The sequence below is a fragment of the Sphingopyxis sp. genome (assembly GCF_016704835.1).
GTDB lineage: Bacteria > Pseudomonadota > Alphaproteobacteria > Sphingomonadales > Sphingomonadaceae > Sphingopyxis.
In genome coordinates this window covers 257,129-274,033 of the sequence record NZ_JADIZJ010000001.1, presented here as the reverse complement: position 1 = coordinate 274,033, position 16,905 = coordinate 257,129, and the positions used below count along the sequence as shown (strand labels likewise).

The following is a 16,905-nucleotide window of genomic DNA, read 5'->3' as shown; positions in this document are numbered from 1 at the left end:
CTAACTCGCCAGCCGCTGCTCCTCGCTCGGCCGGACCTCGCCGCAGCGCCGGATCGCCTGATCGAGCGCGTTTAGCGTGAAGGGTTTGCGCAGCACGTTATGGTCACCGAAGCTGGCGATGCCGCTCGCGTCACCCGAATAGCCCGTCACGAACAGCACCGACAGGGCGGGCCAGCGCCGTTTGAGCTGCGCGACCATTTCGGGGCCAGTGATGTCGGGCATCAGCACGTCCGACAGGATAAGATCGAATCGACCTCCATCTGCCAACCGGCTCTCGACGAGCCGCTCGGCCTCAAGCGGATTGCCGCACGCGACCGCACTGTGACCCAGTTCCTCGACCGCATCGACCGTTGCTGCCAGCACTCGCTGGTCATCCTCGACCACCAATATGCTCAGCGCTTCGGTCGGCGCAGCAACGGCAGCGTCGCTATCATTGTCGCTCGCGGCGGCGGCGACCCTCTGCGGCTTTGCCACCGGTAGCAGCATGGCGACACTGGTACCGTCGCCTTCGATCGATGAAATCTGCACCTCGCCACCCGACTGGCGGCAAAAGGCGAAGACCTGGCTCATACCGAGGCCCGTTCCCTGACCCGCGGGCTTGGTGGTGTAGAAGGGGTCGAACACGCGTTCGAGCACTTCAGGCGGCATCCCGCATCCGGTATCGATCACCTGCACTGCCAGTGCTTTGCCGTTGCCATCGTCCAGAGTGCGGATCGTCAGCGAACCATGGCCGTTCATCGCGTCGCGCGCATTGACGGCGAGGTTGAGCAGCGCGTTTTCGAACTGCTGCCGGTCGAGCCAGCAGGCGAGGCCGTCGGCGTTGAGGTCGAGGGTCAATGCGATCCGGTCGCCGATGGTTCTTTCGATCAGCTCGGCAAAGCTGGCGATGCAGTCATCGACGGCGGTGATTTCGGGGCGCGCGGGTTCGGATCGGGCAAAGGTGAGCAACCGCCGGGTCAGATCGGCGGCGCGGTTGGCGCCGTCGAGCGCATTGGCAAGGTGGCGCTCGGCCTTTTCGGGAGTATCGGGCAGCCAGCGTTGCGCGAGTTCGAGTCCGCCGACGACAACCGCCAGCATATTGTTGAAATCATGCGCAATGCCGCCGGTCAGCTGGCCGACCGCCTCCATCTTCTGCGCCTGACGCAGCTGCGCCTCGGCCGCTTCGCGCTCGGTCATCTCGCTGCGCAGCGCGATATTGGCGCGTTCGAGTTCGGCGGTGCGCGCCTCGACTGCTTGCTCCAGCTGCATCGCTCGGTCGCTCTCGGCGGCTTGTTCGCGCCGCGCGACGCGGCGTTCGGCTTCGGCGCGAACGAGCGAAAAGGTTGCGCCAATGGCCACCGCCGCCGCGGCGGCGCCGAGCAGTGAGAAGAGCAGGATCGCCTGGTTCAAGCTCGCCCGGTCGGCGGCGGCGACGCGGTTGCGCTCACGCAACAATGCGCGTTCGTTGCCGATGATTTGGGTCAGCAGGCGGTCGATACGGCCGAGCGCGGCGTCATGGCCCGCGGCGTGGTATTTGGAAATTGCGGCAACGGTCTGGCTGTAATTGGCGCTGAGCGCCGCGTCGCCAAGCTGGCTCCCCCGGCGGTCCATCTCCTGTGTGAGTTCGTCGACCAGCTTCGCCTGCACGGCGTTGTCGCGGACGGTGCGGTCGAGCCGGGCCAAATATTGCCGCGCCAAGCCCCATTGTTGTTCAAAGACCCGGCCATCCTCTTTTTGCAACCCGACCGCGAACCGTCCAAGCGCCGCCTCGGCGCGCGCCAGGGTGGCATCGAGCGAGCGGGTCTGAGAAATGACTTCCAGGCTCTGCGTCTGCCAGCCGAGCGAGCGGTCGTAGTTGTCGTTGGCGCGCACGAGCAACAGAACAAGCGCCCCGACAATGCCGGTCAGCATCGTCGCCATGCCGATTGTCAGCCAGAAGCGTAGCCGCTCTCGCCGCGTCTCGGTTTCGGTATCGCCATCCCGTTCGAACACGCGTCCGTCTTACCGGACAAGGGCGGCGCCGCAAAGCGCCGAAACCCCCCGCAATCGTACGCCGCTTCGGTTCGGCGTAAAAAGGAATCCGCTGGTCGGGGGCCGGCTCGGTTCAGCCGATAATCCCGATGCGCTTGCCGGCGCGTTCGAAGCGGCCGAGGATTTCGCCGACCTGTTCGATCGAATGTTCGGCGCACAGCGAACAGCGCAGCAAAGTCATGTTCGCGGGGGTCGCGGGCGGGCGCGCGAGATTGACGTACAGCCCTTCGTCGAGCAGCGCTTCCCACATCATCGCGCCCTTTTCGAGGTCGGGCATGATGACTGCGATGATCGCCGATTGCGCCTCTACGGTGCCGAGCGTGAAGCCCAGATCGCGCAGACCTTTGTGCAGCACCTTCGAATTTTCCCACAGATGCGCGCGCTTGTTCGATCCGTGCATCAGCTTGCGGATACTCGTCGCGGCGGTCGCGACGACACTGGGCGGCAGCGACGCGGTGAAGACATAGGGGCGGCAGACGAGCCGCAGAATTTCGAATTTCGGGTGGTTCGACACGCAGAAACCGCCGACGGTGCCGACGCTCTTGCTGAACGTACCGATGATGAAGTCGACGTCGTCGATCACCCCCTGCGCCTCGGCGACGCCGCGGCCATTCTCGCCGATAAAGCCCATCGAATGCGCCTCGTCGACGAGCACCATCGCGCCAGCTTCCTTGGAGACGCGGATCATCTCTTTCAGCGGCGCGACGTCGCCGAGCATCGAATAGACGCCTTCGAGCACCACCAGCTTGCCGGCCTCCGGAGGCAGGCGCTTCAGCCGCTTTTCCAGCGCTTCGACGTCATTGTGGCGAAAGGCGACAATTTCCGCGTTGCCCATCGCGCAGCCGTCATAGATTGAGGCATGGCTGTCGATGTCGAGGATGACATAGTCACCCTTGCCCGCGATCGTCGAAATGATGCCGAGGTTCGCCTGATAACCCGTTGAAAACACCATGGCATGCTCCATGGCGTAAAATTCTTTGAGCGCCTCTTCGCACTCCTTGTGGCCCTGATAGGTGCCGTTGAGGACGCGGCTGCCGGTGGTGCCCGCGCCGAATTTGTCGAGCGCATCCTTGCCCGCGGCGATGACGTCCGGGTCGAAGGTCATGCCCATATAATTATAGGTGCCGAGCAGGATCGTCTCGCGCCCGTTGCAGATCGCGACGGTCGGCGAGATCACTTTTTCCATCACCAGATTATAGGGATCGGTGACCCCGGTCGCGAGCAGGGTCTCGCGCTGCTGGATCAGCGGATCGAATTTCGAGAAGAGATCGGTCATCGCCCTGTCAGCCCTGCAGTTTCGCCACCGCCGCGACCAGCTGGCCCACGGTTTCGATCTCAGCCTGCATGTTCATGCTGATGATGATGTCGAACGTGTCTTCGACCTCGGCGACAAAATCCATCACCGTCAGGCTGTCCCATTCAAGGTCGCCGGCAAAGGTCGTCGCATCGGTCAGCTCGACACCCTTTTTGTTGAAGGGAGCGATAAGGCCGAAAATCTGGTCGCGCAGGGCGGTGCTCATGTGGTGCGTCCCATAAAGATATAATGTTGCGCGCGGGAATGCCGCGCCATGGTCCGATTGGCAAGCGAATGCGGCGGGAACAGGGCAACATCTTGCCGCTGGCGGCACTTCATGGCATCGCTGTGACGGGTCGCTGGCGTATTGCTAAGGCAAGGGGACAAGCCATGGATAGCGAAAACGCATCGACACCACCGACGCCGCCCGCGGTGTCCTTCCCGCCGAACGCGGTGCATCTGGTGCGCACCAACCAACAGCTGACGATGCAGCTGTCGCAGATGGCCGACCAGAAGGCTTCGATCCTGATGGGCGCGACCTTTGTCGTGTTCACACTCGCGGTCGGGCAGGCGCGCGCCGGAGCGGGGGCGCTGGCGATGCCGCTGACGATCCTCGCGACCTTTTCCTTTCTGTCGGCGCTGCTTGCGGTATCGGCGGTGCTGCCGCGCGTCGGCAAGGCGCCGCCGATCGTGTTCAAAGACGGCAAGGATCACAGCAACATCCTGTTTTTCGGGCGCTTTGCCCAGATGGAGGAGGATGAGTTCATCGACGCGGTCAAGGCGCGGCTGCGGACCGAGGAAGATCTGTACGAGACGATGCTGCGCGACACCTATCAGAACGGCATCGTGCTGGCGCGGCGCAAATATCGCTTTCTGGCCTATGCGTATCGGTTGTTCGTGGTCGGGCTGACGCTGACCTTCGGGGCGTTTGCGTTCGAGATGGTAGCGATGTGGCGGGGGTGAGATAGCATCGTCATTGCGAGGAGCGAAGCGACGCGGCAATCCAGAATGTGCGTAAACCGCTCTGGATTGCTTCACTTTGCTCGCAATAACACCTTGCTGTCGGCGTTGTTGCCTTTTTGCCACCCCCGCCCTCGAAAATTCCCCCGACCATCGCCCCGGATTGAACCGCCGCACCGCCGCGCCTATCCGAGCCGGCTATGTTGCAGCAGGCCACGCCTTTGACCGCGGAAACGCCGCAGGGTCTTCGTCAGGAGTTCCGGGCGACACTGGCGCTTGCCCTGCCGCTGGCGGTGGCGAACCTACTCCAGATGCTCGTCCATGCGATCGACGTCATCTTCGTCGCAAGGCTTGGCGATGCTGCGCTCGCCGCCTCGTCGCTCGGCGTGTCGATTTTCGGCCTGTTGTTATGGACCGGTAGCGGCCTGGTCGGCGCCGCCGCGCCGCTGATCGCCGCCGAGCTTGGGCGCCGCAAACATGCGGTGCGCGAAGTGCGGCGGACGGTGCGCATGGCTTTATGGCTCAGCACTTTGGTATCGCTCGTCTTCATGGTCATTTGCGCCGCAGGCGGACCGATCATGGTCGCGACCGGCCAACCCGCTGAAACCTCGGCGCGCGCTGCCGGTTTCCTGCTGATCCTGATGTGGGGCATGTTCCCGATGATCGCGGCAACGGTGCTGCGTATCTTCGTCTCCGCGCTCGGGCGGCCGACGATCGCGACCGCGATCACCTTTGGCGCGCTTGGCGTCAACGCACTCGGCAACTGGGCGCTCGTGTTCGGCAACCTCGGCATGCCCGCGCTCGGGCTCCATGGCTCGGCGATTTCCAGCGTGTTGACCAGCGTGCTGATGCTGCTCGCCTATGTCGTTGTCATCCAGTCCGACCGGCGCCTGCGGCGCTATCATCTGTTCGGTAACTGGTGGCGCACCGAATGGACGCGCTTTTTCGATATGCTGCGCATCGGCACCCCGATCGCTCTGACGATTTTGGCCGAGGCCGGCCTGTTCACTGGCGCCGCGTTCCTGATGGGACGGATCGGCGAAACCGAACTCGCAGGTCACACGATCGCGCTCCAGGTCGCCGCGCTCGCGTTCCAGATTCCGTTCGGGGTTGCACAGGCGGCAACGATCCGCGTCGGGCTCGCCTATGGTGCGCGCGACCATCGCGGCATCGCGCACGCCGGGCAGGCGTCGCTCGTGCTCGGCATCGGCTTCATGGCGTTCACAGCGCTGTTGATGTGGTTATTCCCGACGCTGGTGCTGTCGATCTATGTCGATGTCGACGCGGCGCGCAATGCGGCGCTCGTCGGTTTCGCAATGCAGTTCCTCGTCGTCGCGGCGGCGTTCCAGCTGTTCGACGGCGCGCAGGCGGTTGCCGCTGGCGTGCTGCGCGGCTTGCAGGACACCCGAACCCCGATGATCATCGCGATCTGCGGTTACTGGATCGCAGGTTATGGTACCGCCATCTACCTCGGCTTCTGGACCCCGCTGGCCGGGGTCGGGGTGTGGATCGGGCTGGCGGTCGGGCTTATTGTGGTGTCAGCGGTGCTGCTGATGCGGTGGCGGATGCGCGCCCGTCTCGGCCTGCTCCCGCTCTGACGCAAAAAACTTGGCGAGCGGTGGTTGACGCCTATCGGACTCCCACCCATATGGCCGTCTGTTAGCACTCATACCCTGTGAGTGCTAAATGACATCCATTGCATCATTGGAGGGATATCCATGCAATTTCGTCCGCTGCACGACCGAGTGCTCGTCCGCCGTATCGAAGCCGAAGAAAAAACGGCTGGCGGCATTATCATCCCCGACACCGCCAAGGAAAAGCCGCAGGAAGGCGAAGTCGTCTCCGTCGGTTCGGGCGCCCGCGCCGACGACGGCAAGGTGACCCCGCTCGACGTCAAGGCCGGCGACCGCATCCTGTTCGGCAAATGGTCGGGCACCGAAGTCAAGGTCGATGGCGAAGAGCTGTTGATCATGAAGGAATCGGACATCCTCGGCGTCATCGCCTGAGCGATTTGATCGAATCTCGAGTGAAGTTGCGCAGTTTTCTGCGCCTTTGAAAGGAATAGCCCCATGGCTGCAAAAGACGTAAAATTTAGCCGCGACGCACGCGAACGCATTATGCGCGGTGTCGACATCCTCGCCGACGCGGTGAAGGTGACCCTCGGTCCCAAGGGCCGCAACGTCGTTATCGACAAGAGCTTCGGCGCTCCCCGCATTACCAAGGACGGCGTCACCGTCGCCAAGGAAATCGAACTCAAGGACAAGTTCGAGAATATGGGCGCGCAGATGGTTCGCGAAGTTGCTTCGAAGACCAACGACCTCGCCGGTGACGGCACGACCACCGCGACCGTTCTGGCGCAGGCGATCGTCCGCGAAGGCATGAAGTCGGTTGCCGCCGGCATGAACCCGATGGATCTGAAGCGCGGTATCGACCTCGCGGTCACCAAGGTTGTCGAAACGATCAAGGCGCAGTCGAAGCCGGTTTCGGGCACCGCTGAAATCGCCCAGGTCGGCATCATTTCGGCCAATGGCGACACCGAAGTCGGCGAGAAAATCGCGCAGGCGATGGACAAGGTCGGTAAGGAAGGCGTGATCACCGTCGAAGAAGCCAAGGGTCTCGATTTCGAGCTCGACGTAGTCGAAGGCATGCAGTTCGACCGCGGTTACCTGAGCCCCTACTTCATCACGAACCCGGAAAAGATGCTCGTCGAGCTGGCCGATCCGTACATCCTGATCTTTGAAAAGAAGCTGTCGAACCTCCAGTCGATGCTGCCGATTCTCGAAGCGGTTGTGCAGTCGGGCCGTCCGCTGCTGATCATCGCCGAAGACATCGAAGGCGAAGCGCTCGCGACGCTGGTGGTCAACCGCCTGCGCGGCGGCCTGAAGGTCGCGGCCGTCAAGGCACCGGGCTTTGGCGATCGTCGCAAGGCGATGCTGCAGGACATCGCGATCCTCACCAACGGTGAAATGATCAGCGAAGACCTGGGCATCAAGCTGGAAACCGTCACGCTGAACATGCTCGGGCAGGCCAAGCGCGTCACCATCGACAAGGACAACACGACGATCGTCGATGGTGCCGGCGATGCCGACACGATCAAGGGCCGCGTCGAACAGATCCGCGCGCAGATTGAAACGACGACCAGCGACTATGACAAGGAAAAGCTGCAGGAACGTCTGGCGAAGCTCGCCGGCGGTGTTGCCGTTATCAAAGTCGGCGGCGCTTCGGAAGTCGAAGTGAAGGAACGCAAGGATCGCGTCGATGATGCGCTTCACGCTACCCGCGCTGCGGTCGAAGAAGGCATTGTCCCCGGCGGCGGCACGGCGCTTCTGTACGCCACCAAAGCACTCGAAGGCCTGACCGGCATCAACGAAGACCAGACCCGCGGCATCGACATCATCCGTCGGGCGCTGCAGGCTCCGGTCCGCCAGATCGCGGAAAACGCCGGCTTTGACGGCGGTGTTGTCGCTGGCAAGCTGTTCGACCAGAAGGACAGCAACTTCGGCTTCAATGCTTCGACCGATGTCTATGAAGACTTGGTCAAGGCCGGTGTCATCGACCCGACCAAGGTCGTGCGCATCGCGCTGCAGGACGCAGCCTCGGTTGCCGGACTGCTGATCACCACTGAAGCCGGCATCGCCGAATCGCCCGACGACAAGCCCGCAATGGGCGGCGGCATGGGCGGCGGCGGCATGGGCGGCATGGGCGGCATGGACTTCTAAGTTCAACCGCTCACCGCTCGGCGCATGCTGACAAGAAGGGGCCGGGGGAGAAATCCTCCGGCCTTTTTCTTTGATCCAGGGTCCACCTTTTCGCGTGCTGTCCGGCATGCCGGCATGCCGGCATGACGAAGGTGCAGAGTGTGCTGACAAAGTGGGGAGCCAGGACATTGCCAGTTCACCTTGTCCCGCATAGCAAGGCGAGATGAGCCTCGTCCTTGCCCTCGCCATGATCGCCGACCCGATCCAGTCGATCGAGCGCTGTGGCTATCGCGTCGTCCAGAGCTACCCCCATGACGCGACCAGCTTCACCCAGGGCCTGTTCTGGGACGACGGCCACCTTTACGAAGCGACCGGCCAGTACGGCCGCTCGCGTCTCGCGAGGCTCGACCTCAAGACCGGCAAGGCGCTCGCGCAGACCAAGCTTCCCCACGACCAGTTCGGCGAAGGCATCACGCGCTGGCGTGACCAGATCATTGGTGTCACCTGGCAGAGCGGGGTCGGCAACCGCTGGCAGATCAAAGATCTGAAACCAGTCGGCACGTTCAAATATGCGGGCGAGGGCTGGGGGGTTACGCTAGTGGGCGACAGTCTCGTGCTCAGCGACGGGACGTCGCAGCTGCGCTTTTTCGATCCTGCGACGATGGCCGAACAAAAGCGCGTCACCGTGCGCTTCGGCACCCGCCCGCTGGCGATGCTCAACGAGCTCGAGACGATCGACGGCGAAATCTGGGCCAATGTCTGGATGACCGACATGATCGTGCGGATCGACCCCGCCAGCGGCGCGATCAAATCCCACATCGATCTGTCGGGGCTCAAAGAGCAGGCGGGCGCCATAGGAAACGATAGTGTTCTCAATGGCATTGCGTGGGATGCCAAGAAAAAGCGCCTGTTCGTGACCGGAAAATATTGGCCCAAACTCTATGAGGTAGCGCTCGCTGACTGTCGCTAGCCGCTGAGCGCCTGCTCCATCCGCGCTGCGGCAGCGTCATAGACGCGCGTTTTCAAACCTGCAGTGATGGCGGGCGGCGTGCGGTCGGGGTGGCCGCCGACATAGGGCGGGGCGGGGTCATATTCGATGGCGAGCTGGATCGCCTGCGCGACCGTGTCGCCGTGTAGTCGCCCGATCAGCATCAGCGCGAAATCGAGCCCCGACGTCACTCCGCCGCTGGTGACCAGATTGCCATCTTCGACGATCCGGGAGTTCACCGGTTCGGCACCGACCAGAGGCAGCAGATGAGCATAGGCCCAATGCGTCGTGGCGCGCTTGCCCGTCAGCAATCCAGCGCGGCCGAGCAGGAAGGCGCCGGTGCAGACGCTCGTGACCCAGTTTGCGCCGGCGGCTTGCCGCGCGATGAAATCAATAGTTGTGGCATCGCCCAGCGCCTCGGCAACGCCATGCCCGCCGGGTACGCACAGTATATCGGCTTGCGGACAGCTCGCGAAATCGTCGGTCGGCAGGATCGAAAAACCGCTGTCGGTGGCGATCGGATCGCGGTCTGCTGCCGCACCAACCAGGCGCGCGCCCGGAATCCGGCAGAGCGCCTGCGCGGGCGCGGTGAAATCGAGCTGGGTGATACCGGGAAACAGCAGGAAAACGATCGTGGTGGCGGCAGGGATCGGCGGTGCGTCGGTCATATGGATGTCCTTGCGCTGGCTGTGGATCACCCAGGCGCGCGGCTCGTCATGGCTTATCTGCCAGCCCCGCTTCCCGATGGGTCTCCATCTTCAGCGCCAGTCGCGGGGTGGCCCCAGTTTAACCCCGCGCCGCGCCGAGGGAAAGGCGCTATTTGTCCGCCTTCTCGTTCGCGCTGCTTGTTGCCTCAGCACCGGCGGCGGGGGCAGCGTCGCGGCTTTCGAGCATTTCGGCGGCATCGTCGAGCGCCTTCGCCTCGTTGACCGTTACCCCGCCAGGGCCGGGTTCGTTATCGGTGCGGCTACACCCCGCGGCCAGCGCAAGGGTTGCCGCTGTCAGGATTGTCGCAAATCCACGGCATTGCATAGACGTCTCTCCCACGAAAAAGGGCTCCATTCATAAAGAATGGAGCCCTTCTATAGTCGCGCGTTCAGACGCGCGCCAATGACCTACTTTTTGTCGTTGGCTTCGGCCTTAGCGGTTTCGGCTTCGATTTTGTCGCCAGCGGCCGCAGCGGCGTCACCGGCGGCGTTGACAGTGCCTTCGACAGCATTGCCGGCCTTGTCGGCGGCAGCGGCGGTCGAGGCAGCAGCGTCGTCGGCGGCAGCAGCGGTAGCGTCTGCGGCGTCGGCAGCACCTTCCGCCATTGCATCGCCGGTGGCGGCGGCGTCGTCAGCCATCGAGTCGGCGGTTTCGCCAGCTGCGTCCTGGGTTTTTTCCGAGCACGCGGTGAGGCTGAAGGCCGCGGCGGCCATCGAAGCGATGAGGATCTTGCGCATGGGTATTCCTTTCGAAAACAATGACCGTGTGACCGGTCATGGACGCAGAGGGTTAGCGAGGGTTCAGGGGCTTGGCAATCAATAGCTTTTGTCCCTTCGCGGCACGGCGCCTATCCCCCAGAACAACAAAGGGGCCCGCCGGCGAACCGACGACCCCCATTGTTCTGTTGACCAATTTGGCCCGAAAGAAGCTTACTTCTTTGCTTCTTCCATCGCGCCCTTGGCAGCGTCGGCAGCTTCCTTGGCGGCGTCAGCCGCTTCGGTTGCCTTGTCGGCGGCAACGGCAGTGTCGCCAGCAGCAGCAGCGTCGGTAGCGCCTTCAGCAGCAGCACCGGCAGTGGCAGCAGCGTCGGCAGCGCCTTCGGCAGCTTCCATAGCGCCGTCAGCAGCGCCTTCGACGGTCGCAGCGGCGTCTTCGGTTGCAGCAGCAGTGTCGTCGGCAGCCTTTTCACCGCAAGCGGCGAGGCTCATCGTAGCGGCGAGGACGAGCGACAGAGTGATCGATTTTTTCATTTGGGAAACCCCTCTCGGATTGAACTGATCGACCGGCACAGGAACAGATCGATCCCGGAATATGCCAATCGAGCGGAGAATTACTCGCTCGACAAATGGCACGCAACGCCCTTTTTCGGCCAGCCGGGATGTTTCGTCCCAAACCCGCCTTGGCCCAATCGCGCATGGCGGAAATTAGGGGTGCGCGGCTTGGTTGACCGGATATAAAGAAAGCTTTATATGTATTCCCATGAGCGAGCTGATCGACATTTTTCGTGCCCTTGCAGACCCGACGCGCCTGCGAGTCGTGGCGCTGCTGCGCGAAATGGAGCTGGCGATCGGTGAGCTGGCGGCCGTTCTCGACCAGAGCCAGCCGCGCGTCTCCCGCCACGTCCGCATCCTGGTGGAGGCGGGGATTGTCGAGCGGCGCCGCGAAGGCAGCTGGGTGTTTCTGCGGATCGCCAAGGGCGGACCGATTGCGGAGATTATCGGGCAGGCCGAAAGCTGGCCGTTTTCGGCGCGCGAGGCGCTGGTGATCGCGCATGATGCACGGCGGCTGGCGGCGGTGCGCGACGAGCGCGTCGCGGTCGCCGAACGCTATTTTGCCGAGCATGCCGCCGAATGGGACGCGATCCGTTCGCGTCATGTTGCCGAAAGCGAGGTTGAGGCGGCGATGCTGGCGATGATGCACAACCGGCGGCTCGGGCATTTGCTCGACATCGGCACTGGCACCGGTCGGATGGCGGAGATTTTTGCGCCGACGGCGCGCCGGATAACTGCGCTCGACCGCAGCCCCGAAATGCTGCGCATCGCGCGCACCAAGCTCGCGGGTCAAGCGATCCCGGTCGATCTGGTGCAGGGCGATTTCCTGAATTTGCCGGTAGGCGCCGCCAGCGTCGACAGTATCGTCATCCACCAGGCGCTGCACTTTGCGCACGAACCCGACCGGGTGATTGCCGAGGCGAGCCGGGTGCTGCGCGGCGGCGGTCATTTGCTCGTCGTTGATTTCGCGCCGCATGACGATGAGGCGCTTCGCAACCTGGCGGCGCATGCGCGGCTCGGCTTTTCGGACGCGCAGATCCGCGGCTGGTTCGCATCGGCGGGACTGCTGCTGGAAAACACCCAAACGCTCGAAGGCGGCGAACTGGTCGTCAAGCTTTGGCTCGGCCGCCGTCGCAGCGACGAAGATCAACCGCCTCTCGCCCAGGATGGCGATGGCCAACCCAAAAGGCTTGCGGCATGACGTCAACCTTGAACTCGCTCGCGGAAGCGCGCCGCGCCGCGGCGTCGCCGCTGTTCGCCAATCTGGACGGTGACATCGGCGTCAGCTTTGAATTTTTCCCGCCCAAGACCGAAAAGATGGAGGCGCAGCTGTGGGACACGTTTCGGACGCTCGAACCGTTGGCGCCGCGTTTTGTCTCGGTGACCTATGGCGCAGGGGGTTCGACGCGCGAACGCACCCATGCGACCGTCGCTCGTATCGCCGCCGAAAGTGCTGTGCCGCCTGCGGCGCACCTGACGTGCGTCGAGGCATCGCGCGCCGAGATTGATGAAGTAGCAGAGGCCTATTGGGAAGCCGGGGTGCGGCACATTGTTGCGCTGCGCGGCGACGTCCCCGGTGGAGCGCCGTATAGTGCGCATCCCGACGGCTATGCCAATGCAGTCGAGCTCGTCGCGGGCCTGAAGGCGGTGGCGCCGTTTGAAATCTCGGTCGCCGCCTATCCCGAAACGCACCCCGATGCCGATTGTCCGCAGGCCGATCTCGACAATCTGAAGCGCAAGCTCGATGCCGGAGCGACACGCGCGATCACGCAGTTCTTTTTCTCGCCCGACAGCTTCCTGCGTTTCCGCGATGCGGCAGCCGCAGCGGGGATCGACGCGCCGATCATTCCCGGCATTCTGCCGGTCTCGAACGTGTCACAGACGCGCCGCATCGCCGACTTGTGCGGCACCGCGATCCCGGCTTGGATGATGTCGCTGTTCGACGGCCTCGACGATCATCCCGCGGCGCGCCAGCTGGTCGCGGCGACCGTGGCCGCCGAAATGTGCCGCCGCCTGTATGCGGGCGGGGTACGCGATTTCCATTTCTACACGCTCAACCGCGCCGAGCTCAGCTATGCGATTTGTCATCTGCTGGGGCTGCGGCCGGTTGTGAACGCAAAGGATCAGATCGCATGAAAAGCGCGCGCGAAGCATTAGTGGCAGCAGCAAAGGACCGCATCCTGCTCACTGACGGCGGCTGGGGAACGCAGATCCAGGACCGCAAGCTGGTCGAGGCCGACTATGCCGGTTCGCTCGGGCTGAGCCATGACCAGAAGGGCAACAACGACATCCTCGCGCTGACGCGTCCCGACGTGGTGACTGCGATCGGCGAGGCCTATCTGGCTGCGGGGTCGGACATCGTGTCGACCAATACCTTCAGCGCCAACCGGATCAGCCAGGGCGATTACGGAGCCGAGCATCTGGTCGCCGATATCAACCATGAAAGCGCGCGGCTGGGGCGCGCAGCTGCCGACAAATATGAAGCGATGGACGGCCGCCGACGCTTTATCGCGGGTGCGGTCGGGCCGACCAACAAGACGCTGTCGCTGTCGCCCGATGTCAATAACCCCGGTTACCGCGAGATCGATTTCGATGAGTTGAAAGCGGTCTATCTCGATCAGGTCGTCGCGCTCGCCGAGGGCGGCGCGGATTTCATCCTGATCGAGACGATTTTCGACACGCTGAACGCCAAGGCAGGGATCGCCGCGACGCTCGAGGCCGAGGCGAAGATCGAGCGCGAGCTGCCGCTGATGATCTCGATGACGCTCACCGATCTGTCGGGTCGCAACCTGTCGGGGCATACGGTAGAGGCCTTCTGGTACGCAGTGCGACACGCCAAGCCGCTGACCATCGGGCTCAACTGCTCGTTCGGCGCGGCGCAGCTGCGCCCGCATGTGCGCGTGCTGTCCGACATCGCCGACGCGCTGGTGATGGTCTATCCCAACGCCGGCCTGCCGAACGAGCTGGGCGAATATGACGAGCTGCCCGACACGACAGCGGCGTTGGTGCGCGAATGGGCCGAGCATGGGCAGGTCAATATCCTCGGCGGCTGTTGCGGATCGACCCCCGCGCATATTGCGGCGATGGCGAAGGCCGTCGCGGGCCTCGCGCCGCGCCATATCCCGCAAGTGCCGGTGCGGACGCGGCTCGCCGGGCTGGAGCCGTTCACGATGGCGGCGTGATTTTATCCCCTCCTCTCAGGGGAGGGGCAGCGAGGCTTGCGAACGCGTTCGCTCGTCGCAGCGGGGTGAGGGCCATCGGCCTTGCGCTACGCTGATAGCTCCCACCCCCAACCCCTCCCCTGAAGGGGAGGGGCTTGAAAGTATCAGATGACTGAGAATACCGCCTCCTCCGCCACCAATTTCGTCAACATTGGCGAACGCACCAACGTTACGGGGTCCGCGGCGTTCAAGAAGCTGATCCTCGCCGACGATTATGCCGCGGCGGTCGAAGTGGCGCGCCAGCAGGTCGAGAATGGCGCGCAGATCATCGACGTTAACATGGACGAAGGGCTGCTCGACGCCGAATATGCGATGACGACTTTCCTCAAGCTCATCGCCGCCGAGCCCGATATCGCGCGGGTGCCGGTGATGATCGACAGCTCGAAATGGAGTGTGATCGAGGCGGGGCTGAAATGCGTGCCCGGCAAACCGATCGTGAATTCGATCAGCATGAAAGAGGGCGAGGGGGCCTTCCTCGACCATGCGCGCAAATGCATGGCTTATGGTGCCGCGGTCGTCGTGATGGCGTTTGACGAGGTCGGGCAGGCCGACACGATGGAACGCAAGATCGAGATTTGCGCGCGCGCATACGACCTGCTGATGGGCATAGGCTTTCCGCCCGAGGACATCATCTTCGACCCTAACGTATTCGCGGTCGCGACGGGACTCGAAGAGCATGACAATTATGCGGTCGATTTCATCGAAGCGGTGAAGGTAATCCGCGTCCGCTGTCCGCACGTCCATTTCTCGGGTGGCCTCTCGAACCTGTCGTTCGGCTTTCGCGGCAACGAGACGGTGCGCCGCGCGATGCACAGCGTCTTCCTCTATCATGCTATCCCCGCCGGGCTCGACATGGCGATCGTCAATGCGGGCCAGCTCGACGTCTATGACACGATCGACCCCGAACTGCGCGAGGCGAGCGAAGATGTCGTGCTTAACCGCAAGAAAGACGGCGAGGCGGAAAGCCCGACCGAGCGGCTGATCGCGCTCGCGGAACGCTATAAGGGCAGCAACCCAGCGCAGGAGAAGGCCGCCGAGGAATGGCGCGGCTGGCCGGTCGCCAAGCGGCTGGAACATGCACTGGTCAAGGGCATCGATGCCCATGTCGTCGCCGATACCGAGGAAATGCGCCTGCTGCTGCCGCGCCCGATCGAGGTGATCGAGGGGCCGTTGATGGACGGCATGAACGTCGTCGGCGACCTGTTCGGGTCGGGCAAGATGTTTTTGCCGCAGGTCGTCAAATCGGCACGCGTGATGAAGAAAGCCGTCGCGCATCTGCTGCCCTTCATCGAAGCGGCGAAGGAGCCGGGCGCGAAGGGCAAAGGCAAGGTCATCATGGCCACCGTGAAGGGCGACGTCCATGATATCGGCAAGAATATCGTCGGGGTCGTGCTGCAGTGCAACGGCTTCGAGATCGTCGACCTCGGCGTGATGGTGCCGTGGAGCAAGATCCTTGAAGCCGCGAACGAGAATGACGCCGACATGATCGGCCTGTCAGGCCTGATCACCCCCTCGCTCGATGAGATGGTGACGGTCGCCGAGGAGATGCAGCGCGCCGGGATGACGATGCCGCTGCTGATCGGCGGCGCGACGACGTCGAAAGTCCATACAGCATTGCGCATTGACGTCGCCTACAAAGGCCCGGTGCTCCACGTCCTCGACGCCAGCCGCGCGGTCGGCGTCGCCACCGCCTTGGTCAGCGACACCGGGCGTGATGCCTATGTGAAGGGCTATAAGGACGATTATGAGCATGTCCGCGACGTGCGCGCGAACAAGGGGCAGAGCGCGCTGATCCCGATCGAGGATGCGCGCGCCAACGGCTTTGCGATTGACGAACACATCCGGCCGTTTCCGCCCGAGAACCCCGGTGTGCATGTCTTCGACAGCTGGGATCTGGCCGAGCTAGTCGATTGGATCGACTGGACACCCTTTTTTCGCGCGTGGGAGCTGGCGGGCAATTATCCCGCGATCCTGACCGATCCGGTCGTCGGCGAAAGCGCGTCGAGCCTGTACGCCGACGCGCGCGCGATGCTCGACCAGATCATCGGCGAAGACTGGCTGACGGCACGGGGGGTCGCCGCGCTGTGGCCGTGCCGCCGCGAGGGTGACGATGTGATCATCCATCTCGAACAGACCGAAGAGCATGTCCGCATTCCCTTCTTGCGCCAGCAGATCGCGAAGCGCGAGGGGCGCCCGAACATGTGCCTCGCCGATTTCGTCAGCCATGACGGCGACTGGATCGGCGGCTTTTCGGTCGCGATCCACGGCATCGAGCCGCATTTGGCGCGCTTCAAGGCGGAGCATGACGATTATAACGACATCCTGCTGAAAGCGCTCGCCGACCGGTTCGCCGAGGCTTTTGCCGAACGGCTGCACGCGCATGTCCGCACCGATCTGTGGGGCTATGCCCCGGCTGAGCAACTGACTCCGGAGGCGATCGTTAAGGAAGAATATCGCGGCATTCGCCCGGCGCCCGGCTATCCGGCATGCCCCGACCACAGCCTGAAGCCGATCCTGTTCGATTTGCTCGATGCGGGCAAAACTTCCGGCGCGGTCCTGACCGAAAGTTTCGCGATGCTGCCGACCGCAGCGGTATCGGGTTTCTATTTCGGACATCCCGATGCGAGCTATTTTGGGGTTGCGCGGGTCGGGCCGGATCAGCTGGCCGATTATGCGACCCGGCGCGCGGTCGATATCGACACCGCGACGCGCTGGTTGCGGCCAAATCTCGATTAACCTCACACGGCGCGTCTGT

The 16,905-nt window shown here is 63.4% G+C and carries 16 protein-coding genes; 9 read left to right on the top strand and 7 right to left on the bottom strand.

The window, feature by feature from the left end; all coding sequences use genetic code 11:
- The 3 genes from IPF76_RS01390 to IPF76_RS01380 all read right to left on the bottom strand — a co-directional run bounded on the left by IPF76_RS01390 (position 1) and on the right by IPF76_RS01380 (position 3,530).
- Positions 1 to 1,971, bottom strand: a complete 1,971-nt coding sequence (locus tag IPF76_RS01390) for an ATP-binding protein (protein WP_293838630.1) — start codon at positions 1,969 to 1,971, stop codon at positions 1 to 3.
- A gap of 112 nt (positions 1,972 to 2,083) precedes the next feature.
- Positions 2,084 to 3,286, bottom strand: coding sequence for an aminotransferase class I/II-fold pyridoxal phosphate-dependent enzyme (locus IPF76_RS01385; protein WP_293838627.1), 1,203 nt, complete (start codon positions 3,284 to 3,286; stop codon positions 2,084 to 2,086).
- A 7-nt stretch (positions 3,287 to 3,293) separates the two neighbouring features.
- Complete coding sequence (locus tag IPF76_RS01380; RefSeq protein ID WP_293838624.1) at positions 3,294 to 3,530, bottom strand: acyl carrier protein; 237 nt, start codon at positions 3,528 to 3,530, stop codon at positions 3,294 to 3,296.
- Positions 3,531 to 3,694: 164 nt separating this feature from the next.
- Between IPF76_RS01380 and IPF76_RS01375 the strand changes: the two genes are divergently transcribed.
- The 5 genes from IPF76_RS01375 to IPF76_RS01355 all read left to right on the top strand — a co-directional run bounded on the left by IPF76_RS01375 (position 3,695) and on the right by IPF76_RS01355 (position 8,932).
- A complete protein-coding gene (locus tag IPF76_RS01375; protein WP_293838621.1) occupies positions 3,695 to 4,267 on the top strand; it encodes a Pycsar system effector family protein in 573 nt (190 codons plus the stop codon).
- Between the two features lie 197 nt (positions 4,268 to 4,464).
- A complete protein-coding gene (locus tag IPF76_RS01370; protein ID WP_293838619.1) occupies positions 4,465 to 5,862 on the top strand; it encodes an MATE family efflux transporter in 1,398 nt (465 codons plus the stop codon).
- Positions 5,863 to 5,982: 120 nt separating this feature from the next.
- Positions 5,983 to 6,270 carry a co-chaperone GroES gene (gene groES, locus IPF76_RS01365; RefSeq protein ID WP_088440350.1) on the top strand — a complete coding sequence of 96 codons (288 nt, stop codon included), beginning with the start codon at positions 5,983 to 5,985 and terminating at the stop codon, positions 6,268 to 6,270.
- Positions 6,271 to 6,333: 63 nt separating this feature from the next.
- The gene (gene groL, locus IPF76_RS01360) at positions 6,334 to 7,983 is read left to right on the top strand and encodes a chaperonin GroEL (RefSeq protein WP_293838616.1); all 1,650 of its coding nucleotides are present in this window, start codon (positions 6,334 to 6,336) and stop codon (positions 7,981 to 7,983) included.
- Positions 7,984 to 8,185: 202 nt separating this feature from the next.
- Positions 8,186 to 8,932, top strand: a complete 747-nt coding sequence (locus IPF76_RS01355) for a glutaminyl-peptide cyclotransferase (protein WP_293838613.1) — start codon at positions 8,186 to 8,188, stop codon at positions 8,930 to 8,932.
- Here IPF76_RS01355 and IPF76_RS01350 read toward each other — a convergent pair.
- The 4 genes from IPF76_RS01350 to IPF76_RS01335 form a co-directional block, all read right to left on the bottom strand.
- Positions 8,929 to 9,618 (bottom strand): DJ-1/PfpI family protein, encoded by a 690-nt coding sequence (locus tag IPF76_RS01350; protein WP_293838610.1) that lies wholly within the window; start codon positions 9,616 to 9,618, stop codon positions 8,929 to 8,931. The two genes, IPF76_RS01355 and IPF76_RS01350, sit on opposite strands and share 4 nt — an antisense overlap.
- 148 nt (positions 9,619 to 9,766) lie before the next feature.
- Positions 9,767 to 9,997, bottom strand: coding sequence for a hypothetical protein (locus IPF76_RS01345; RefSeq protein ID WP_293838607.1), 231 nt, complete (start codon positions 9,995 to 9,997; stop codon positions 9,767 to 9,769).
- Positions 9,998 to 10,065: 68 nt separating this feature from the next.
- On the bottom strand, positions 10,066 to 10,395 hold the full coding sequence (locus IPF76_RS01340; protein WP_293838604.1) for an entericidin EcnAB: 330 nt from the start codon (positions 10,393 to 10,395) through the stop codon (positions 10,066 to 10,068).
- A gap of 192 nt (positions 10,396 to 10,587) precedes the next feature.
- The gene (locus IPF76_RS01335; protein WP_293838601.1) at positions 10,588 to 10,908 is read right to left on the bottom strand and encodes a hypothetical protein; all 321 of its coding nucleotides are present in this window, start codon (positions 10,906 to 10,908) and stop codon (positions 10,588 to 10,590) included.
- A 229-nt stretch (positions 10,909 to 11,137) separates the two neighbouring features.
- On the opposite strand from IPF76_RS01335, the gene IPF76_RS01330 reads away from it, so the two are divergent.
- The 4 genes from IPF76_RS01330 (at position 11,138) to metH (ending at position 16,886) form a co-directional block, all read left to right on the top strand.
- Positions 11,138 to 12,130, top strand: coding sequence for a metalloregulator ArsR/SmtB family transcription factor (locus tag IPF76_RS01330; protein WP_293838598.1), 993 nt, complete (start codon positions 11,138 to 11,140; stop codon positions 12,128 to 12,130).
- Positions 12,127 to 13,065: a methylenetetrahydrofolate reductase gene (metF, locus tag IPF76_RS01325; protein WP_293838595.1), complete on the top strand. Its 939-nt coding sequence runs from the start codon at positions 12,127 to 12,129 to the stop codon at positions 13,063 to 13,065. Before IPF76_RS01330 ends, metF begins: the two co-directional genes overlap by 4 nt.
- The gene (locus tag IPF76_RS01320; protein ID WP_293838592.1) at positions 13,062 to 14,111 is read left to right on the top strand and encodes a homocysteine S-methyltransferase family protein; all 1,050 of its coding nucleotides are present in this window, start codon (positions 13,062 to 13,064) and stop codon (positions 14,109 to 14,111) included. Before metF ends, IPF76_RS01320 begins: the two co-directional genes overlap by 4 nt.
- A 147-nt stretch (positions 14,112 to 14,258) precedes the next feature.
- A complete protein-coding gene (gene metH, locus IPF76_RS01315) occupies positions 14,259 to 16,886 on the top strand; it encodes a methionine synthase (RefSeq protein ID WP_293838589.1) in 2,628 nt (875 codons plus the stop codon).
- Positions 16,887 to 16,905 lie beyond the last annotated feature (19 nt).